17 protein-coding genes are annotated in these 17,138 nt (G+C 67.3%); 10 read left to right on the top strand and 7 right to left on the bottom strand.

From position 1 onward, the window contains the following. Positions 1 to 97: 97 nt before the first annotated feature. Positions 98 to 388, bottom strand: a complete 291-nt coding sequence (locus tag ACT54L_RS18360) for a DUF1330 domain-containing protein (RefSeq protein WP_476087069.1) — start codon at positions 386 to 388, stop codon at positions 98 to 100. 207 nt (positions 389 to 595) lie between these two features. On the opposite strand from ACT54L_RS18360, the gene ACT54L_RS18365 reads away from it, so the two are divergent. The 9 genes from ACT54L_RS18365 (at position 596) to ACT54L_RS18405 (ending at position 9,896) form a co-directional block, all read left to right on the top strand. Further along, the gene (locus tag ACT54L_RS18365) at positions 596 to 1,405 is read left to right on the top strand and encodes an IclR family transcriptional regulator (protein ID WP_476087070.1); all 810 of its coding nucleotides are present in this window, start codon (positions 596 to 598) and stop codon (positions 1,403 to 1,405) included. A 164-nt stretch (positions 1,406 to 1,569) separates the two neighbouring features. Continuing rightward, positions 1,570 to 2,175: a TetR family transcriptional regulator gene (locus ACT54L_RS18370; RefSeq protein ID WP_476087071.1), complete on the top strand. Its 606-nt coding sequence runs from the start codon at positions 1,570 to 1,572 to the stop codon at positions 2,173 to 2,175. 238 nt (positions 2,176 to 2,413) lie between these two features. Then, on the top strand, positions 2,414 to 4,039 hold the full coding sequence (locus tag ACT54L_RS18375; protein WP_476087072.1) for an ABC transporter substrate-binding protein: 1,626 nt from the start codon (positions 2,414 to 2,416) through the stop codon (positions 4,037 to 4,039). A gap of 20 nt (positions 4,040 to 4,059) precedes the next feature. After that, positions 4,060 to 5,013: an ABC transporter permease gene (locus tag ACT54L_RS18380; protein WP_476087073.1), complete on the top strand. Its 954-nt coding sequence runs from the start codon at positions 4,060 to 4,062 to the stop codon at positions 5,011 to 5,013. Position 5,014: 1 nt separating this feature from the next. Then, positions 5,015 to 5,911: an ABC transporter permease gene (locus ACT54L_RS18385; protein ID WP_476087074.1), complete on the top strand. Its 897-nt coding sequence runs from the start codon at positions 5,015 to 5,017 to the stop codon at positions 5,909 to 5,911. Positions 5,912 to 5,921: 10 nt separating this feature from the next. After that, positions 5,922 to 7,001 (top strand): ABC transporter ATP-binding protein, encoded by a 1,080-nt coding sequence (locus ACT54L_RS18390; protein ID WP_476087296.1) that lies wholly within the window; start codon positions 5,922 to 5,924, stop codon positions 6,999 to 7,001. After that, the gene (locus ACT54L_RS18395; RefSeq protein ID WP_476087075.1) at positions 6,998 to 8,023 is read left to right on the top strand and encodes an ABC transporter ATP-binding protein; all 1,026 of its coding nucleotides are present in this window, start codon (positions 6,998 to 7,000) and stop codon (positions 8,021 to 8,023) included. Before ACT54L_RS18390 ends, ACT54L_RS18395 begins: the two co-directional genes overlap by 4 nt. Before the next feature lie 118 nt (positions 8,024 to 8,141). Further along, a complete protein-coding gene (locus tag ACT54L_RS18400; protein ID WP_476087076.1) occupies positions 8,142 to 9,344 on the top strand; it encodes a hydantoinase/carbamoylase family amidase in 1,203 nt (400 codons plus the stop codon). A 78-nt stretch (positions 9,345 to 9,422) separates the two neighbouring features. Beyond that, the gene (locus tag ACT54L_RS18405; RefSeq protein WP_476087077.1) at positions 9,423 to 9,896 is read left to right on the top strand and encodes a RidA family protein; all 474 of its coding nucleotides are present in this window, start codon (positions 9,423 to 9,425) and stop codon (positions 9,894 to 9,896) included. Between the two features lie 63 nt (positions 9,897 to 9,959). Here the strand turns inward: ACT54L_RS18405 and lpdA are convergent, their stop codons facing one another. From lpdA to ACT54L_RS18430, 5 genes are read right to left on the bottom strand one after another with little or no spacing between them, the layout of a single operon-like run. Next, positions 9,960 to 11,351 (bottom strand): dihydrolipoyl dehydrogenase, encoded by a 1,392-nt coding sequence (lpdA, locus tag ACT54L_RS18410; RefSeq protein WP_476087078.1) that lies wholly within the window; start codon positions 11,349 to 11,351, stop codon positions 9,960 to 9,962. A gap of 3 nt (positions 11,352 to 11,354) precedes the next feature. Beyond that, entirely contained in the window at positions 11,355 to 12,674 is a 1,320-nt protein-coding gene (locus ACT54L_RS18415) for a dihydrolipoamide acetyltransferase family protein (RefSeq protein ID WP_476087079.1), read from the bottom strand. Between the two features lie 3 nt (positions 12,675 to 12,677). Beyond that, a complete protein-coding gene (locus ACT54L_RS18420) occupies positions 12,678 to 13,691 on the bottom strand; it encodes an alpha-ketoacid dehydrogenase subunit beta (RefSeq protein ID WP_476087080.1) in 1,014 nt (337 codons plus the stop codon). Between the two features lies 1 nt (position 13,692). Further along, a complete protein-coding gene (locus tag ACT54L_RS18425; protein ID WP_476087081.1) occupies positions 13,693 to 14,937 on the bottom strand; it encodes a thiamine pyrophosphate-dependent enzyme in 1,245 nt (414 codons plus the stop codon). Positions 14,938 to 14,967: 30 nt separating this feature from the next. After that, positions 14,968 to 15,279 carry a hypothetical protein gene (locus ACT54L_RS18430; protein WP_476087082.1) on the bottom strand — a complete coding sequence of 104 codons (312 nt, stop codon included), beginning with the start codon at positions 15,277 to 15,279 and terminating at the stop codon, positions 14,968 to 14,970. Between the two features lie 169 nt (positions 15,280 to 15,448). On the opposite strand from ACT54L_RS18430, the gene ACT54L_RS18435 reads away from it, so the two are divergent. Continuing rightward, positions 15,449 to 15,919 carry an Lrp/AsnC family transcriptional regulator gene (locus ACT54L_RS18435; protein WP_274774065.1) on the top strand — a complete coding sequence of 157 codons (471 nt, stop codon included), beginning with the start codon at positions 15,449 to 15,451 and terminating at the stop codon, positions 15,917 to 15,919. 133 nt (positions 15,920 to 16,052) lie between these two features. On the opposite strand, the gene ACT54L_RS18440 is transcribed toward ACT54L_RS18435, so the two are convergent. Further along, positions 16,053 to 17,063 carry a GlxA family transcriptional regulator gene (locus tag ACT54L_RS18440; protein WP_476087083.1) on the bottom strand — a complete coding sequence of 337 codons (1,011 nt, stop codon included), beginning with the start codon at positions 17,061 to 17,063 and terminating at the stop codon, positions 16,053 to 16,055. Positions 17,064 to 17,138 lie beyond the last annotated feature (75 nt).

Below are 17,138 nucleotides of genomic sequence, written 5' to 3' on the forward strand. Positions count from 1 at the left end.
AAGGCCCACTTAACGGTTCCGGTCGAACTGCGCGCAGGTTAAAGGCGAATAGTCCTCCCGTCCGTATGACAGGAGGCCCCAGGCAATTCGTCCGGTGTCAGACACCTTCCACCACGGCCAGATGCACCTTGGCATGCTTCTCGCGGGCCTTTATCGCCCTTTGATACTCGGGAGACTTGTAGCAGGCGAGCGCGGTCTCGTAGTCCTTGAACTCGATGACGGCCAGGCGGTTCGCGTCCGGGCCTTCCATCACCTGGCTCTGGCCGGCACGAACAACAAAGGCGGCCCCGTATTTGTCGAACGCCGCCTTATTCAAAGCAATGTATTCTTTGTATCCCTCGTGGTCTGCAATGTCGACCATCGCAACCCAGTAGCCTTTTTTGGACATGTGCTTCCTCCCACCATGAACTCCCCGCCTTCTCTTGCGGAAGGCGTGGAAGGGTCCATCCATTCACATTCGGCGCTTGAGAGTTTGCCGTTGATCCTCCTCGGTCACACGGCTAGAACCGAAGAAGAACATTGACTACAATGTGGACAGTTTGCCCAAGTTTTGTAGTGCCGCAATGTTCGGTTGTCAACCTGGCGAGGTGTTTCCGTGACCCAGAGTGAGCGTGAGGACGAGGGCGATGCTGGAGCGCCCAATCACGTGCAAGGAGCGGCCTCGTTCTCGAAGTTCATGGCGGTGCTGCAGATCATCGCCGAGGCCCCCGGAGCGTTGAACATTGCCCAACTGACAAAGCGCGCGCCGTTTCCCCGGGGCACGGTCTATCGCCTTGTTTCGGCGCTCATCGCGGAGGGGCTCGTCACGCAGGCCGGCGAGAATGGCACCTTCCGCCTGGGGCCACGTCTCCTCCAGTTTGCCGCAAAAACGTGGGAAGACTCCGACCTGCGGACAATCGCCAGGGACTTCCTTGTGTCGCTCCGCGACGCAACGGACGAGACCGTGCATCTTGCGGTGCCCAGCAACAACCGGATGGTCTACATCGACAAGCTGGTCGGCTCCAACCGGGTGCAGATGAAGACCAGTATTGGCGGCCAGGTGGAACTTCACTCCACGTCCGTCGGCAAGGCGTGGCTGTCCGGGCTGCCCGATCAGCGGCTCCAGGACGTTCTCAAGGGCCTCGACCTGAAGCGTCACACCACCAAGACGTTCACAACGCCCGCAGCGTTGCTGGAGGAATTGAAGCGGACGCGCGAGCGCGGATTTGCGTTCGATGACGAGGAAAACGAGCCGGACATCCGCTGTTTCGGCAGTCCGATCTTCAACCGTTCGCGAGAGCCCATTGGAGCGGTCAGCATCAGCATGCCGGTCTACCGGCACGACGAACGGCGCCACGAACTCTGCGGACGGCTGGTGCGTGAAACCGCCCAACGGATCAGCGCCGAATTGTCCAGGATGCTGTAGCGCCAGGCGCCCCATCGCATTCTGCGGGACGGCGGGGAGAGCGGCCTCGCCCATCGTGCGTATGAGATGGAGAAAGATGGCAGTCGCAACAGCCCTTGCGGGGCACGGATAAATGTGACACTCATAGTGTCATGAGTATCTCGGAAGTGCCACAAACGGGCCGGGTGTCGCTGCGCGACGAGCAGGCGAGGGTGACGCGCGAGCGCATCCTCGAGGCTGTCAGGGCGATCTTCGAGCGGCAGCCGGACGCCGCATTCTCGTTTGACGATCTCTCCAGGGAGGCGGGCGTCAGCAGGCGCACGATCTTCCGTTACTTCAAGGACAAGGAGGCGCTTCTCGACGCCTTCCTGTCGCGCACGAATGAGCGGCTGGGCGTACCGGTGTGGCCGACCTGCGAGGCTGATCTCGTCCACCTGCCGCCGAGCCTGTTCGAGGCCCTCGAGCGCAACAGCGGGACGGTGCACGCCCTGAACGTCTCCGTTGCCGGCCGCGAGGTCCGGCTGCGGGACAACAAGGCGCGCCAGGCCGCGTTTCGCAAGAGCCTGAAGAATGTCAGCCAGCACTTGAGCCCGAAGGAAAAGGCTTATCTGGAGGCGGTGGTCCATCTCCTGTTCACCACGTCGGCGTGGCAGATCATGAAGGACCACTGGAACCTGGAGGGCCGCGAGGCGGGAGAGGCATCCGCCTGGGCCATCGGCCTTCTTCTGGAGGCCGCGCGGCACAAGACATCAAAGCCGAAGCGGGCTCTTGCGGATACTGGGGATCAGTAAGAAAAAGATCATGACATCTGGAGCGCGCTCCGCTCCAGCTGAATACATCTCGTGACGATATAGACCTGTCTTTTTTAAGAAACCTGTCTTTTTCAAGAATAGACGGACCGCCTCGGCCCCACGGCAACGCGTGGCGGTCCCGCGGGGGCGTGTCCGCCTCCAAGAGCTCAATGACGCGCAAGTCGTCAGGCTTCCGGCCGCACAAGGCCTTTCAAGACATACCTTCCAGGAGAATGACATGGCTCTCACACGGCGATCCGCCCTGAAGATATTGGCCAGCGGTTCTATCGGGCTTGGAGCCGCGGTGCGCGGCGACCGACCCGCCTTCGCGCAGGCAAAGCCTGGCACGATCCGCGTTGCGATGAGTGCCAGCGACATTCCGCTCACAACCGGCCAGCCCAGCCAAGGCGTGGAAGGCATCCGCTTCATCGGCCTGACCGTCTATGACGGGCTGACACGGTGGGATCTCTCCAGAAGCGATGTGGCCTCCGAAATCGTCCCGGGCCTTGCCGAAAGCTGGGAGATCAGTCCGCAGGACACGCGCGTCTGGACCTTCAGGCTGCGCAAGGGGGTGACGTTTCATGACGGGTCGGACTTCAATGCCGATGCCGTCATCTGGAACTTCGAGAAGCTGCTCACCAAGAGCGCCGCTCAATTCGATCCGGCGCAAGCCAGCCAGGGCAGCCTTTACACCGGCAGCCTCGCCTCCTGGCGCAAGATCGACGATCTGACGGTGGAGATCACCACCCGCGTCCCCGATGCCGTGCTGCCCTATGGGCTCGCCAACGTGTTCATGTCCAGCCCCGCGCAGTGGGAGGCCGTGGGCAGGAACTGGGGCAAGTTCGCCGAGCAGCCATCGGGAACCGGGCCCTGGAAACTGACCTCCTTCAAGCCCCGTGAGCGCGCCGAGCTGGTGCGCAACCCCGCTTACTGGGACAAGGGGCGCGTGCCGAAGGCCGATCGCCTGGTTCTGCTGCCGATGCCGGATGCCAATGCCCGGGTGGCGGCGCTCCTGTCGGGGCAGGTGGACTGGGTCGAGGCGCCTCCGCCGGATTCCATCCCGCGCCTGAAGCAGAGCCAGATGCAGATCCTCACCAATGTGTATCCGCATGTCTGGCCGTACATGCTGAGCTTTGAAGAGGAGTCCCCCTTCAAGGACGTGCGCATCCGCAAGGCCGTGAACCTCGCCATCGACCGGGAGGGCCTTGTCAAGCTGTTGGGCGGGCTGGCGGCCCCCGCCAAGGGAATGGTCAATCCCGGGCACCCCTGGTTCGGCAAGCCCAGCTTCGACATCGTCTACGACCCGGATGCGGCGCGCGCGCTGGTCAAGCAGGCCGGCTACAGCGAGGCAAAGCCGCTCAAGGTCAGGATCATCATCGCCCCCTCGGGGTCCGGGCAGATCCAGCCCATGCCCATGAACGAGTTCATCAAGGAGAACCTGCGCGACGTTGGCATCGACGTGGAGTTTGAGGTGCTGGACTGGGAAGCCCTGCGCACGCGCCGCCGCCTGGGGGCAGGGGCGCCCGAGAACAAGGGGCGCGGTGGCATCAACAATTCCTGGGCCTTCTGGGACCCGGACATCGGGCTCATCGGTCCTTCCACCGAATTCATGAAGGCGACCGGCTTCAATTGGGGCAATTATCGCAACCCCGAGGCCGAGCGGCTCGGGAGAGCGGCGAAAGAGGAGTTCGATCCCGCCAAGCAGAACGCGCTGCTCGCGCGCCTGCACGAAGTCATCGTGAATGACTCCATGTGGATCTGGGTGGTGCATGACCTCAATCCGCGCGCCCTTGCGCCCGGGGTTAAAGGCTTTGTCCAGGCGCAAAGCTGGTACCAGGACCTCACGCCGGTGACCGTCAACTAAGCAGAGGCGAGACCACGCCGATGTTCATCTATGCCCTGCGCCGTATCCTGTTTACGGTTCCGATCGCCCTTGGCGTCTCGATCGTCTGCTTCGCGCTGATCCATATTTCGCCCGGCGACCCGCTCTCCGCGGTCCTGCCCGAGGGCGCGTCCCCGGAGATGATCGCCCAGGTCAGGGAGGCCTATGGCTTCGACCAGCCGCTGGTGGTGCAATATCTCAGGTGGCTGGGTCTCGTCCTGCACGGCGACTTCGGCCTCTCCATCGTGAACCGGAGGCCCGTCCTCGACGAGGTGATGACCGCCGCGAGCAACACCTTGATCCTCGGCGGCGCGGCCATTGCCATGGGCTTTGTGGCGGGAACCGCGCTGGGGCTCATCGCCGGCTATGCGGCGGGGACGGCGAAGGACAAGGTGGTGACCGCCGTCGCTATTTCCGGGGTCTCGATCCCCCATTACTGGCTCGGCATTGTCCTGGTGATCGTCTTCGCCGTGAACCTGAACCTGCTGCCCGCCACGGGCATGGGGGGCGGTGGCACCGGGGGATTCAGCCTCGACTGGGCGGACCTCCGGCATCTCATCCTGCCGGCGGTGGCCCTGGCGGTCATTCCCGGCAGCATCATCGCGCGGTCGGTGCGCGGCACGGTGGCCGACGTGCGCAAGCAGGAGTTCGTGCAGACACTGACGGCCAAGGGCCTGCCACCGCGGCGCATCTTCGTCCACATCGTGCGAAACGCCCTTCCGCCGGTGCTCGCCATCATGGGGCTGCAGCTCGCGCAGCTGCTGGGCGGGTCGATCCTGGTGGAAACCGTATTCGCCTGGCCGGGCACGGGGTTTCTGCTGAACAACGCAATCTTCAGCCGCGATCTTCCAGTCTTGCAGGGCACAATCCTGACCCTCGCGATGATTTTCGTGGTGGTGAATCTTCTCATCGACATCGCGCAGGCGATGGTCGACCCTCGCATCAAGCGGACGTGAGATGAGCACTCTGGCAAGCACAAAGGTCGACGTCGTCGCCGTCGGGCGTCGGCCGCCCTCCCGGAGCTTCTGGAACAATGTGGGGCGCCGGCTCCTGCGTGATCCCGTCACCATGGTCTGTGCCGCCGTCATCCTGGCGATCATCCTGGCTGCGATCTTCGCCCCTTATGTGGCGCCTCATGATCCCTATCGCACCAGCATGGTGCGGCGGCTGCTCCCCATCGGCGCGCCCGGCTATCCCCTCGGCACCGATAAACTGGGGCGCGACATTCTCTCCCGCCTGATCTGGGGCGCCCGCCTCTCCCTGGTCATGGGCATGTCCCCGGTGGTGATCGCCACGGTGATCGGCGGCCTGCTGGGCGTCATCGCCGGCTATGCCGGCGGCATCTGGAACATGGTCATCATGCGCGTGATCGATGTGTTCTATGCGTTTCCTTCCGTTCTCCTGGCGGTGGCTATTGCCGGTGTGCTCGGGGCAGGGCTTGGCAATACGATCTTCTCGCTCGTCCTTGTCTTTGTGCCGCCGCTGGCACGGGTGGCGGAAAGCATCACCCTGCAGATCCGCGGCCAGGATTATGTGGAGGCGGCGCTGGCCACCGGCGCCTCGGACTGGAGGGTGGTGCGCGACCACATCATTCCGAACGTGTCCGCCCCCATCGTCTCCTACGCGTCCAGCCTCATCTCCGTGTCCATCGTGCTGGCCTCGGGCCTGTCCTTCCTTGGACTGGGCGTGACGCCACCGGAGCCGGAATGGGGGTTGATGCTCAACGCCCTGCGGCAGGCGATCTACATCGCGCCCACCAACGCCATCCTCCCCGGTCTGATGATCTTCGTCACCTCGATGTGCTTCAACCTCATGAGCGAGGGGCTGCGCGCCGCGATGGACGTCAAGCAATAGAGCCATGGCCATGCGCTTTAATCCTCGCAAGATGCTCGAAGATGCGCCGGAGCCGCGGGACGGTCCGCACGATGGTCGCGGTGCACCGGCCGGGCCGATCCTCGCCGTGCGCGGGCTGCGCAAGCATTTTCCCATCAAGGGCGGCCTGCTGGGGCGGCCCCAGGCCTGGGTGCAGGCAGTGGATGGCGTGGACTTCCAGGTCGCGGCCGGAGAGACGCTGGGCATCGTCGGCGAGTCCGGCTGCGGCAAGTCGACGACCGCCCGCCTGCTCATGCATCTGGTGGTGCCGGACAGCGGGCAGGTGGTGCTTGCCGGCCGGGCCATCGGCGACCCCGCCGGCATGCGTGTGCGGCACGCCCGGCGCAGGATGCAGATGGTCTTTCAGGATTCCCACGCCTCGCTCAATCCGCGCCTGACGATCGAGGATTCCATTGGGTTCGGCCTGCGGGCCGCGGGGGCCGCCGGCGCCGAGGCCAAGGCCCAGGCCCGCCGGACGCTGGACATGGTGGGGCTGACGCCGGGAATGTTCGCGCAGCGCTATCCGCACGAGCTGTCTGGCGGCCAGCGTCAGCGCGTCAACATCGCCCGCGCGCTCGCCCTTGGGCCCGAGATCCTCATCCTCGACGAATCCGTGTCGGCGCTCGACAAGTCCCTTGAAGCGCAGATCCTGAACCTGCTTGAGGAATTGAAGGCCCACCTCGGGCTGACCTATCTTTTCATTTCCCACGACCTGTCGGTTGTTCAGTATATCAGCGACCGCGTCCTCGTGATGTATCTGGGAAAGGTCGTGGAAATCGGTCCCGTCGGCCGCGTGTTCGCGCAGCCAAGCCATCCCTACACGCAGGCACTGCTCGCCTCGCGGCCGACACAGAACCCGCGCCTGCGCCGCAGCGCCCCGCCGCTCACCGGCGATCCGCCCAATCCGATCTCGCCGCCGAGCGGTTGCCGGTTTCGCACCCGCTGCCCCCTGGCGCGCCGGATCTGCGCTGAACATGTTCCATCGCTCGCGCCGGTGTCGGACGACAGCGGCCATGCGGTTGCCTGCCACGCGCGGCACGCGAGCTCCCAATATGAGGCGAGCGCAGCGTGACAATCCTCCCCCAAGAGAATGCGGACCCCGTTGTCGTCGTGGACGATCTTTACGTGAGGTTCGTCTCCCGCGACCTCGACCTGCCGGTGGTCAGCGGCGTGTCCTTCACCCTTCATCCGCGGGAAACCTTGTGCCTGCTGGGCGAGTCCGGTTCGGGTAAGAGCGTCACCTTGCGGTCCCTGATGCGCCTGCTGCCGGACACGGCGCGATTGTCGGGCAAGGTCATGGTGGACGGCCAGGATGTGCTGCGGCTCGACGAGCCAGGACTGCGCGCCCTGCGCGGCCGGAGCGTGGCCATGATCTTCCAGGAGCCCATGACGGCGCTGGACCCGGTCTTCACCGTCGGGCGCCAGATCGCCGAGACGGTGGTCTGCCACGAAGGCCTGTCCCAAGGCGCAGCGGACCGGCGCGCGCTGGAGCTTCTGGACCTGGTGCAGGTGCCCTCGGCCCGCCGGCGGCTGGCGGCCTATCCGCATGAGCTTTCGGGCGGATTGCGTCAGCGCGTCATGATCGCCATGGCGCTGGCCTGCCGCCCCAAGGTGCTGCTGGCCGACGAGCCGACCACCGCGCTCGACGCCACCGTCCAGATCCAGATCCTGCTGCTGCTGCGCGAGCTTCAGAAGGAGCTGGGCATGGCGACAATCATCGTCACGCATGATCTCGGCGTCGCCTGCGAGACGGCCGATCGCGTCGCCGTCATGTATGCCGGCCGGTTCGTGGAAACCGGGCCCGTGGAGGCGCTGATGGATGAGCCGCGCCACCCCTACACGTTCGGCCTGCTGAACGCGACCGTGCACGGCCAGCCCAGGGGAACGCGGCTGAGGACCATCGCGGGCGCGCCGCCCGACCTGGCCGCCCTGCCGCGGGGATGCAGCTTCGCCCCCCGATGCGTGGATGCGTTCGATGTCTGCGGCGCGCACGCCCCGCGTACCCTGCGCCTGGGGGACCGCGCCGTCCGCTGCCACAAATATGATGACGGCGCGACGCCCGCCGCGCCGGTGAGCCACATCCCCCCGCCTTGAACCGCTGGGGCGATCCACCGTCCGGGCGGATTGCACCTCGCTCGCCTCCCTCACCGACCACCCAAAGACCAGACACCTGCCTGGACCTGGAATGCAGGCCAGCGGAACGGGACGCCCCATGACACACATCGATACCGAGCGCTTCTTGCAGGACCTGGACACGCTGCGCCAGATCGGCCGGTTCAACGACACCGGCGTGCACCGCCCCACCTTCAGCGACGACGACATGGAGACCCGCCGGTGGCTCGTGCGGGAGATGGAGGCGATCGGGCTTGAGGCCACCCTCGACGGCATCGGCAACGTCTTGGGCCGCAACCGCGGGCCGGGCCCCTTCGTGCTGGTCGGCAGCCATCTGGAAACGCAGAACCATGCCGGATGGCTCGACGGCGCCCTCGGTGTCGTCGCCGCGCTGGCGCTGGCGCGGGCCGGCCTGCCCGTGGACGTCTGTGCCTATTGCGACGAGGAGGGCCATTTCGGCGACTTCATCGGGTCGCGCAGCCTCATCGGCCAGTTTGACGAGACCGACATGGACGCCGCGCGCAACCGCCACGACGGCGCCCCCCTGCGCGATGCCCTGGAGCGGGTGGGGCTGGCGGGGCGCCCCCGCCTTCGACTGGAGACCGCGCGCTACAAGGGCGCTTATGAACTGCATATCGAGCAGGGCACGCAGCTCGAGCGCGCGGGCGAGCGCATCGGCATTGTCACCGGCATCGTCGGCATCCGGCAGTGGAAGATCATCGTCGAAGGCAAGCAGGATCACACCGGCGGAACCACCATGGCGGAACGCCGGGATGCAGGGCTTACGGCCGTGCGCATCCTCGCGGCGATCGATCAGGAATTTCCGCGCGTATGCGGCCCTCGCAGCGTCTGGACCACCGGCAAGATCGCGCTGGAACCCAATTCGCCGCAGATCATTCCAGGCCGCGCGGAGCTGTATTTCTCGTTCCGCGACCTGGACCCGGCCGTTCTGGAGGCAATGGAAAAGTGCCTGCGCGCCATCTGCCAGGAAGCCAACCGGCGAGAGCGCTGCACCGTCCGGATGGAGGCGATCGGGCATTCCGATCCCTCTCCTTGCGACGCGGGCATGCAGGCGGCCCTGCGCCAGGCGGCGGAGGAATTGTGCCCGGGAAAATGGCAGGCGCTGCCCAGCGGGGCCATTCACGACAGCCAGATCCTCGCGCGGCTGCTGCCGGTGGGCATGCTGTTCGTGCCGTCCATCGATGGGATCAGCCACCACTATCTGGAAGACACGTCGCCTGATGACCTGCGCCTGGGTGTCCAGGTGCTAGCGCGGGCGGTGGAGCGGCTTCTCGCGTCCTGAACGCAGCTTCCGGCGTGGACGGGCGGAGGCCCGGTCGTGCCCGCCGGCCTGCCACCCCAAACCGTGCTGGAGCGTGCCATGAACCCGATTGAAGCCAGGCTCGCCGCCCTTGGCGTCCTCCTGCCCGCCGGACCGGCGCCGGTGGCCAATTATGTGCCCTATGTGGTCACCCGGCACCTTCTGGTCGTCTCCGGCCAGATCTGTTTCGGTCCCGACGGGAAGCTGGCCGCAGCCCACCAGGGCAAGCTCGGCGCGCAGATTTCGGAGGCGGTGGGGAAGGACGCGGCCCGGCTGTGCGCCATCAACGTCCTGGCCCAGGCGAAAGCCGCCCTCGACGGCGACCTCGGCAGGATCACCCGTTGCGTACGGCTCGGGGGCTTCATCAATTGCGTGCCTGACTATGCCGGCCTCGCCGCCATCATGAATGGCGCGTCCGACCTGATGGTGGAGGTCCTTGGGGACCTCGGGCGGCACGCGCGCGCGACAGTGGGCGTGGCCGAGCTGCCCATGGACGCGGCGGTGGAAGTGGAAGGGATGTTCGAGATCGATTGAGAGCGAGGGGCGCCGCCACTGGCCGGCGGCGCCCGCTCCACCAAAGCCGTGCGTGGCCTCCGCTCAGGCGTGGAGGGCGTGCCCCAGCGCGCTCAGGGCCGCCTCGTGGAAGGCTTCGCCGAGGGTCGGGTGGGCATGCACCATGCCCGCCACATCCTCCAGCCGCGCGCCCATCTCGATGGCATTCACGAAGGCCGTGGCCAGTTCGCTCACATGGGCGCCGACCGCCTGGACGCCCACCACCACATGATCGTCCTTCCGGGCCACCACCCGCACGAAGCCGGTTTCCGCGCCCAGCGTCATGGCGCGTCCATTGGCGAGGAAGGGGAAGGTGCCGACCACGGCCTCGCCCGCCCCGCCGGCCTCCTCGGGCGACAGGCCGACGGCGACGATTTCCGGGTCGGTGAAGCAGACGGCGGGAATGGCGGCGGGATCGAAGCGGCGGCGATGGCCGGCGACGATCTCCGCCACCATCTCGCCCTGGGCCATGGCCTTGTGCGCCAGCATAGGCTCGCCCACCGCATCGCCGATGGCGAAGACCCCGCGCATGGCGGTGCGGCACTGATCGTCCACCAGGATGCGCCCATCTTTGACGTCCACCGCCATCCTCTCAAGCCCGAAGCCTTCCAGGCGCGGGCGGCGGCCGACGGTGCTCAGCACCTTGTCCGCGGGGATGTCGAGGCGGGTCCCGTCCTTCGTCTCCACACGGAGCACGCCGCCGTCATGGCCCAGCGCCCGCGCGCTGAGGTGCAGGTCGACGCCGAGGCGCTCCAAGGACCGGCGGACGGGATCGGTGAGCTTGGCGTCATAGAGCGGGAGGATGCGATCCTGCCGCTCCACCACGGTCACGGAGACACCGAGCTTGGCAAAGGCGACACCCAGTTCCAGCCCGATATAGCCGGCCCCCACCACCGCCAGCCGGCGCGGCAGTTCGCTCAGGGCCAGCGCCTCGGTGGACGACAGGATGTCCCCGCCGAACGGAAGGCCGGGCACCTCCACCGGCACGGAGCCGGTGGCGAGGACCACGGTCTCGGCCGAGACCTTCACGCGCCCCTCCGCCGTCTCAACCGTGCAGGTCTTGGCATCGGAGAACACCGCGCGGCCGGCCAGCACCCGCACCTTCGCCTTGCGCAGCAGGGCGCCGACACCCCCGGACAGGCGCGCGACGATGCCATCCTTCCAGGCCACCGCCTTGGGAAAGTCGATGCTGGGGGCACCGGCACGGATGCCGGCCGGGTCGGCCCCCTCGGCGGCGGCGGTGAACTGGGCGAAGCGAGAGGCCGTCTCGATCAAAGCCTTGGAAGGAATGCAGCCGCGCTGCAGGCAGGTGCCGCCCAGCCCCTCTTCGTCCACCAGAAGGGTCTCGATGCCCAGCTGGCCTGCCCGGATGGCGGCCACATAACCCCCCGGCCCGCCGCCGACGACGAGCAGGCGGGTGGTCAATGCTGTCGTCATGTCTCACTCCACGAAGAGGGTGGCCGGCTGTTCGAGGAAGCCCCGCAGCCGCTGCACGAATTCCGCCGCCACGAAGCCGTCCACCACGCGATGGTCGAAGGAGGAGGAGAGGTTCATGATCTTGCGCGGCACGAAGCCGCCAGAGGCGCCTTCCAGATAGACGGGCCGGACCGCGATCTTGTTGACGCCCACAATGGCCACTTCCGGCGCATTGATGACGGGCGTGGTGGCAAGCCCGCCGAGCGCGCCAAGGCTGGTGATGGTCAGGGTGGAGCCGGACAGGTCCTCCCGCGCGCTCCGCCCCTCCCGCGCCGCTTCTGCAAGGGTGGTGATGGCGGCGGCACAGGCCCACAGGTCCAGCGCCTGCGCATGGCGCAGCACGGGCACGACGAGGCCGGCCGGCGTCTGGGTGGCGATGCCCACATGCAGCGCCGCATGGCGACGGAGGATGCCGGCCTCGTCGTCGAAGCGCGCATTGAGGCCGGGAAAGTCGGGCATCACCTTCGCCAAGGCGCGCACCAGGAAGGGCAGCACGGTGAGGCGCGGGCGCGTCTTGCCGTGGCGGGCATTGAGGGCGGCGCGCAGGTCTTCCAGCGCGGTGACATCCACCTCCTCGATATAGGAGAAATGGGGGATGCGCCGCTTGGTGTCCTGCATCCGCTCGGCAATGCGCCGGCGCAGGCCGATGACGGGCACCTCTTCCACGACGTCCTGAGGCGCCGGTGCGGGACGTGCACCCCCGCCAGAAAGCGCACGGTCGAGATCGGCATGGGTGACGCGCCCCTCCGGCCCCGTGCCGGTGACGAACTGGAGCGGCAGCCCCGCCTCATAGGCCCGCTGCCGTACCGCCGGGGACGCCAGCGGACGCGCGCCCGGCGCGCGGGCAGGTGTTGAGGCTGCGGACGGCGGGGACTTGCCGGCCGAGGCCGGCGCGCGCGGGGCGTGCGGGGACGCCGGGCTCGGTTCTCCGGCGGCACCGGAAGCAGGCGGTGACACGGGCGATGGTGGCGCGGCCAAGGCTTCGGGAGGCGCCAAAGGCGGGGGCGCGGGGGAAGGCACCTGGGCGGTCGCGTCCCCCGGCTGGTCGGTCTCGAACAGGATCAGGTCGCAGCCGATGGCCACGGTCTCGCCGGGCGTGGCATTGAGGGCGACCACGCGGGCGGTGAAGGGGGCGGAGATTTCCACCGTCGCCTTGTCGGTCATGACGTCCACGAGGGGTTCGTCCTCGCGGACGAGATCGCCGGCCTTCACATGCCAGGCGGTGACTTCCGCGGTCGCAATGCCCTCGCCGATGTCGGGCAGTTTGAAGGAGATGCGGGCCATGGCTCAGTCCTCCATCACGCGGGCAAGCGCCTCGGCGACGCGGGCGGGGCCGGGGAAATAGTGCCATTCCAAGGCATGGGGATAGGGCGTGTCCCAGCCGGTGACACGGACCACGGGCGCCTCCAGATGATGGAAGCAATGCTCCTGCACCAGGGCCGACAATTCGCTGCCGAAGCCGCAGGTGCGGGTCGCCTCATGGACGATGACGCAGCGCCCGGTCTTCTTCACCGAGGCGACGATGGTCTCCAGGTCCACCGGCATGATGGTGCGCAGGTCAATCACCTCGCCATCGAGGCCGCTCGCCGCGACGGCGGTGAGCGCCACATGCACCATGGTGCCATAGGCGAGCACGGTGACATCCGCCCCCGGCCGCACCACCGCCGCCTGGCCGAGCGGCACGCGATAATGGCCCTCCGGCACGTCCGCGCGGGGATCGTCCGCCCAGGGCGTCACCGGCTGATCGTGGCGGCCGTCGAAGGGGCCGTGATAGAGGCGCTTGGGTTCGAGGAAAATGACGGGGTCGTCGTCCTCGATGGCGCTGATGAGCAGGCCCTTGGCATCATAGGGGTTGGAGGGGATGACCGTCTTCAGCCCGCACACATGGGCGAAGATGGCCTCCGGGCTCTGGCTGTGGGTCTGGCCGCCGAAGATGCCGCCGCCATAGGGCGTACGCACGGTGAGCGGGGCGGTGAACTCGCCGCCGGAGCGATAGCGCAGCCGCGCCGCCTCGGAGATGAGCTGGTCGGTGGCGGGATAGATGTAGTCCGCGAACTGGATCTCCACCACGGGCCGCAGGCCATAGGCGCCCATGCCCACGGCAGCGGCCACGATGCCACCTTCCGCGATGGGCGAGTCGAAGACCCGTTTCTTGCCATGCTTGCCCTGGAGCCCCTGCGTGCAGCGGAAGACGCCGCCGAAGAAGCCCACGTCCTCGCCGAACACCAGCACGTCCGGGTCCTCGCCCAGCATCACGTCGAGGGCGGAATTGATGGCCTGCACCATGGTCATCGCGCTCATGTCATACCCCAAGCTGCTGGCGCTGGCGTCGCAGGTGCCAGGGCATGTCCTTGAAAACGTCGTCGAACATGGTGGCCGGGCTGTGCATGGGGCCTGAGCCCAGCGTGCCCAGCGCCTCCGCCTCCTGCCCGGCCCGGCGCACCTCCTCGCGCGTCTCCTCCACCAGCGCGGCGTGGCGCTCGTCCGACCATTCGCCGAGACATGTCAGATGCTGGCGCAACCGGTCGATGGGATCGCCCAGTGGCCACAGGCTTTCCTCGCCCGAGGGCCGGTACTTGCTCGGATCGTCGCTGGTGGAATGGGCGGAGGCCCGATAGGTGAACAGCTCGATGAGGGTGGCCCCCCGATTGGTCCGCGCCCGGTCGGCGGCCCAGCGGGTGACGGCATAGACGGCGAGGAAATCATTGCCGTCCACGCGCAGCGCGGGCAGGCCATAGCCATGGCCGCGCGCGGCAAAGGTGGTGGCCTCGCCGCCCGCGATGCCCTGGAAGCTGGAAATGGCCCACTGGTTGTTGACGATGTTCAAGACCACCGGCGCCCGGTAGACCGAGGCGAAGGTGAGTGCGTGATGGAAGTCGGCTTCCGCCGTCGCGCCATCCCCGACCCAGGCGGCGGCGATGCGGTCGTCGCCCTTGTAGGCCGAGGCCATGGCCCAGCCCACCGCCTGGCTGTATTGGGTGCCCAGATTGCCGGAAATGGAGAAGAAGCCGGCCTCCTTGCTGGAATAGAAGACCGGCATCTGCCGGCCCTTCAGGCGGTCGCCGGCATTGGAATAGACCTGGCACATCATGTCGGCGAGTGGCCAGTCGCGCGCCACCAGGAGGCCCTGCTGGCGATAGGTGGGAAAGCACATGTCGCCGCGATTGAGGGCGAAGGCCTGCGCCACCGCAACCGCCTCCTCGCCGGTGCATTTCATGTAGAAGGAGGTCTTCCCCTGCCGTTGGGCGCGCACCATGCGCTCGTCATAGGCGCGGGTCAGCACCATGGCCCGCAGACCACGTCGGAGCGTCTGCGCGTCCAGATGCGGGTTCCAGGCGCCAACCGCCGCGCCCTCTCCATCCAAGACGCGGATCAGGCCGAATGCGAAGTCGCGGATCTCGTGGGCGTCCGCCGAAATGTCCGGCCGCGGCAGGGCGCCAGCCTCGGGGATGACGAGGTCGCTGAAATCCGGGGCCTCGCCGGGCCGACGGCTGGGCTCGGGAATGTGAAGGTCGAGCCGGGGAAGGTTGCGCGTGCGTTCGTTCATGGGCGACCTCGAAGCGCTGGATCTGCGCGGTCAGCAGCGGGGCGGAAGGGCAGGGGCAAGGGAGGCCGGACGGTCGTGGGCGGGCAGGCTGCCTTCGCCCTGCTCATCCGCCGGGGCCGGCGCCATTTCGGCCGCCATGACACCGACCAATTGGGCGATGCGCACGCCGATGTGCCGTGCCGCCTGGGCGCTGGGGGCCTCGAAGGCGAGATGGACGAGAAAGCCGTGCGGCTGCCGCGCCGTTTCCAGCTCCAGCATGGGCACGTCGAGCCGGTTGAGAAGGTCGAGGGCGCGGATCGCGGCGTCCACGCTTTGGACCTCGAGACGAAGACGATACGTCATGGGGCCATCCTCCCGCCCGCATTATCGGTATCGGGAGAGCGTACCGACTGCCTGCAATAATTTTCTCCCGTTCTTCGGCTGGTAAGGTATTTGTTCGGAAGGATGTTCTGCTCTATCCAGGGCGGGCGGATTATTCTGCTCATCTCCGCTGGTGCGCGAAAGGCATCCCATGCAGAAGGACAGAGGCCTCGACGAGACAGACCGGCGCATCCTGCGGGCCCTGCGCAAACAGGCGCGGCTCACCAACAACGAACTGGCGGAGAAGGTCGGCCTCTCGCCAAGCCCGTGCTGGACCCGGGTGCGCCGGTTGGAAGAGGCGGGCTATATCGAGAATTATGTGGCGGTGCTGAACCAGGCGCAGCTCGGGCTCGGCGATACCGTCATCATCGAGGTGACGCTGGACCGGCATGACGAGGATCTGCTGCAGAAGTTCGGCAAGGCCCTCGCCGACCTGCCGGAGGTGCTGGAGGCCTACCTGACCACCGGAGAATACGACTATTTCATCAAGGTGGCGGTGGACGGAACCGCCGGCTACGAGCGCTTCCTGCGGGAGCGGCTCTACAAGGTGCCGGGCATCCGGCACAGCCGCTCCTCCTTCGCGCTGAAGTGCCTGAAGCGGGAATTCTCGCCCGCGCCCTAACAGGTCCTGCGCGCTGGCAGCCAGGCGTCCCAAGGGCGCTTCAGCGCCTCATGAAAACGCCGCAGCGCTCTCTCCATTTGTTTCACCGCATGTCCTTCCCGCGAACCGATGCCCCCGTTCGCTCGGACGTGCTTCAGCGCGCGCGGCCGGACAGACCATCCGCCTCAGCGCCACCGCGGGGGTCGGCGGCGCCGAACTTGCCCCGGTAATCCTGCGGGTTCACGCCCAGCCGCCGCCGGAAAGCGCGCCGCATGCGCTCCTCGTCGGCAAAGCCGCAGCGCACCGCGATTTCCTTGATGGACTGCCGCGTTTCCTCCAGGGCGCGGCGGGCGGCATCCAGGCGCAGTTCCTCCACCACCTTGGCCGGCGTGCGGCCGGTGCGCGCCGCATAGAGGCGGGCGAAGGTGCGCGGGCTCATGGAGACGCGCTGCGCCAGCGTTTCCACACGGAGGTCCTGGTCGAGGTGATCGCTGATCCAGCTGTGCAGCGCCTCGAAGCCCCCGTCATCCGCCTCCTGGAGGGCGAGCGGCACGGAGAATTGGGTTTGCCCTCCCGCCCGCTTGAGAAAGACCACGAGCCGCTTGGCGACCCGGATGGCTTCCGCATGGCCCCGATCATCCTCGATCAGGGCCAGCGCCAGGTCGATGCCGGCGGTCACGCCGGCGGAGGTCCAGATGGGGCCGTCATGCTCATAGATGGCATCGGGCGAGACGGTCAGCTGGGGAAACCGATCCTGCAGGAGGCGGCAGGAGCCCCAGTGCGTGACCACCCGCCGCCGATCCAGGAGCCCGGCGGCCGCCAGCACGAAGGTGCCCGTGCACACCGAGCAGAGGCGGCGAATGCCGCCGGCCTGGGCGGCCAGCCAGTCCAGGAGGCGCGGCTCGCGGGCCGCCTCGTGTACGCCGGGCCCGCCCACGATCACCAGCGTATCCACCGCGCCGACGCCGGACAGCGGCGCGCTCATCACCTCCAGGCCGCAGGACGTGCGCACCAGCCCGCCCTCGGCGGAGGCCACCGTCAGCCGATAGGGCGGCACCCCGCCATCGGTGGTCTCGCAGGACAGCTCGAACACAGCCAGCGGGCCGGACAGGTCGAGCAGGAGCGCTTGGGGGAAGACAACGAAGACGACGTGTCGCTGCTGCAAGGCGTCCTCCTCTCGTGGTCGGCCGCTGGCAGGAAAGGTGGGCAGAATGTCGTTTCCGCCGCCCCCTGTCATGCA

The organism is Aquabacter sp. DMC10 (assembly GCF_056314145.1).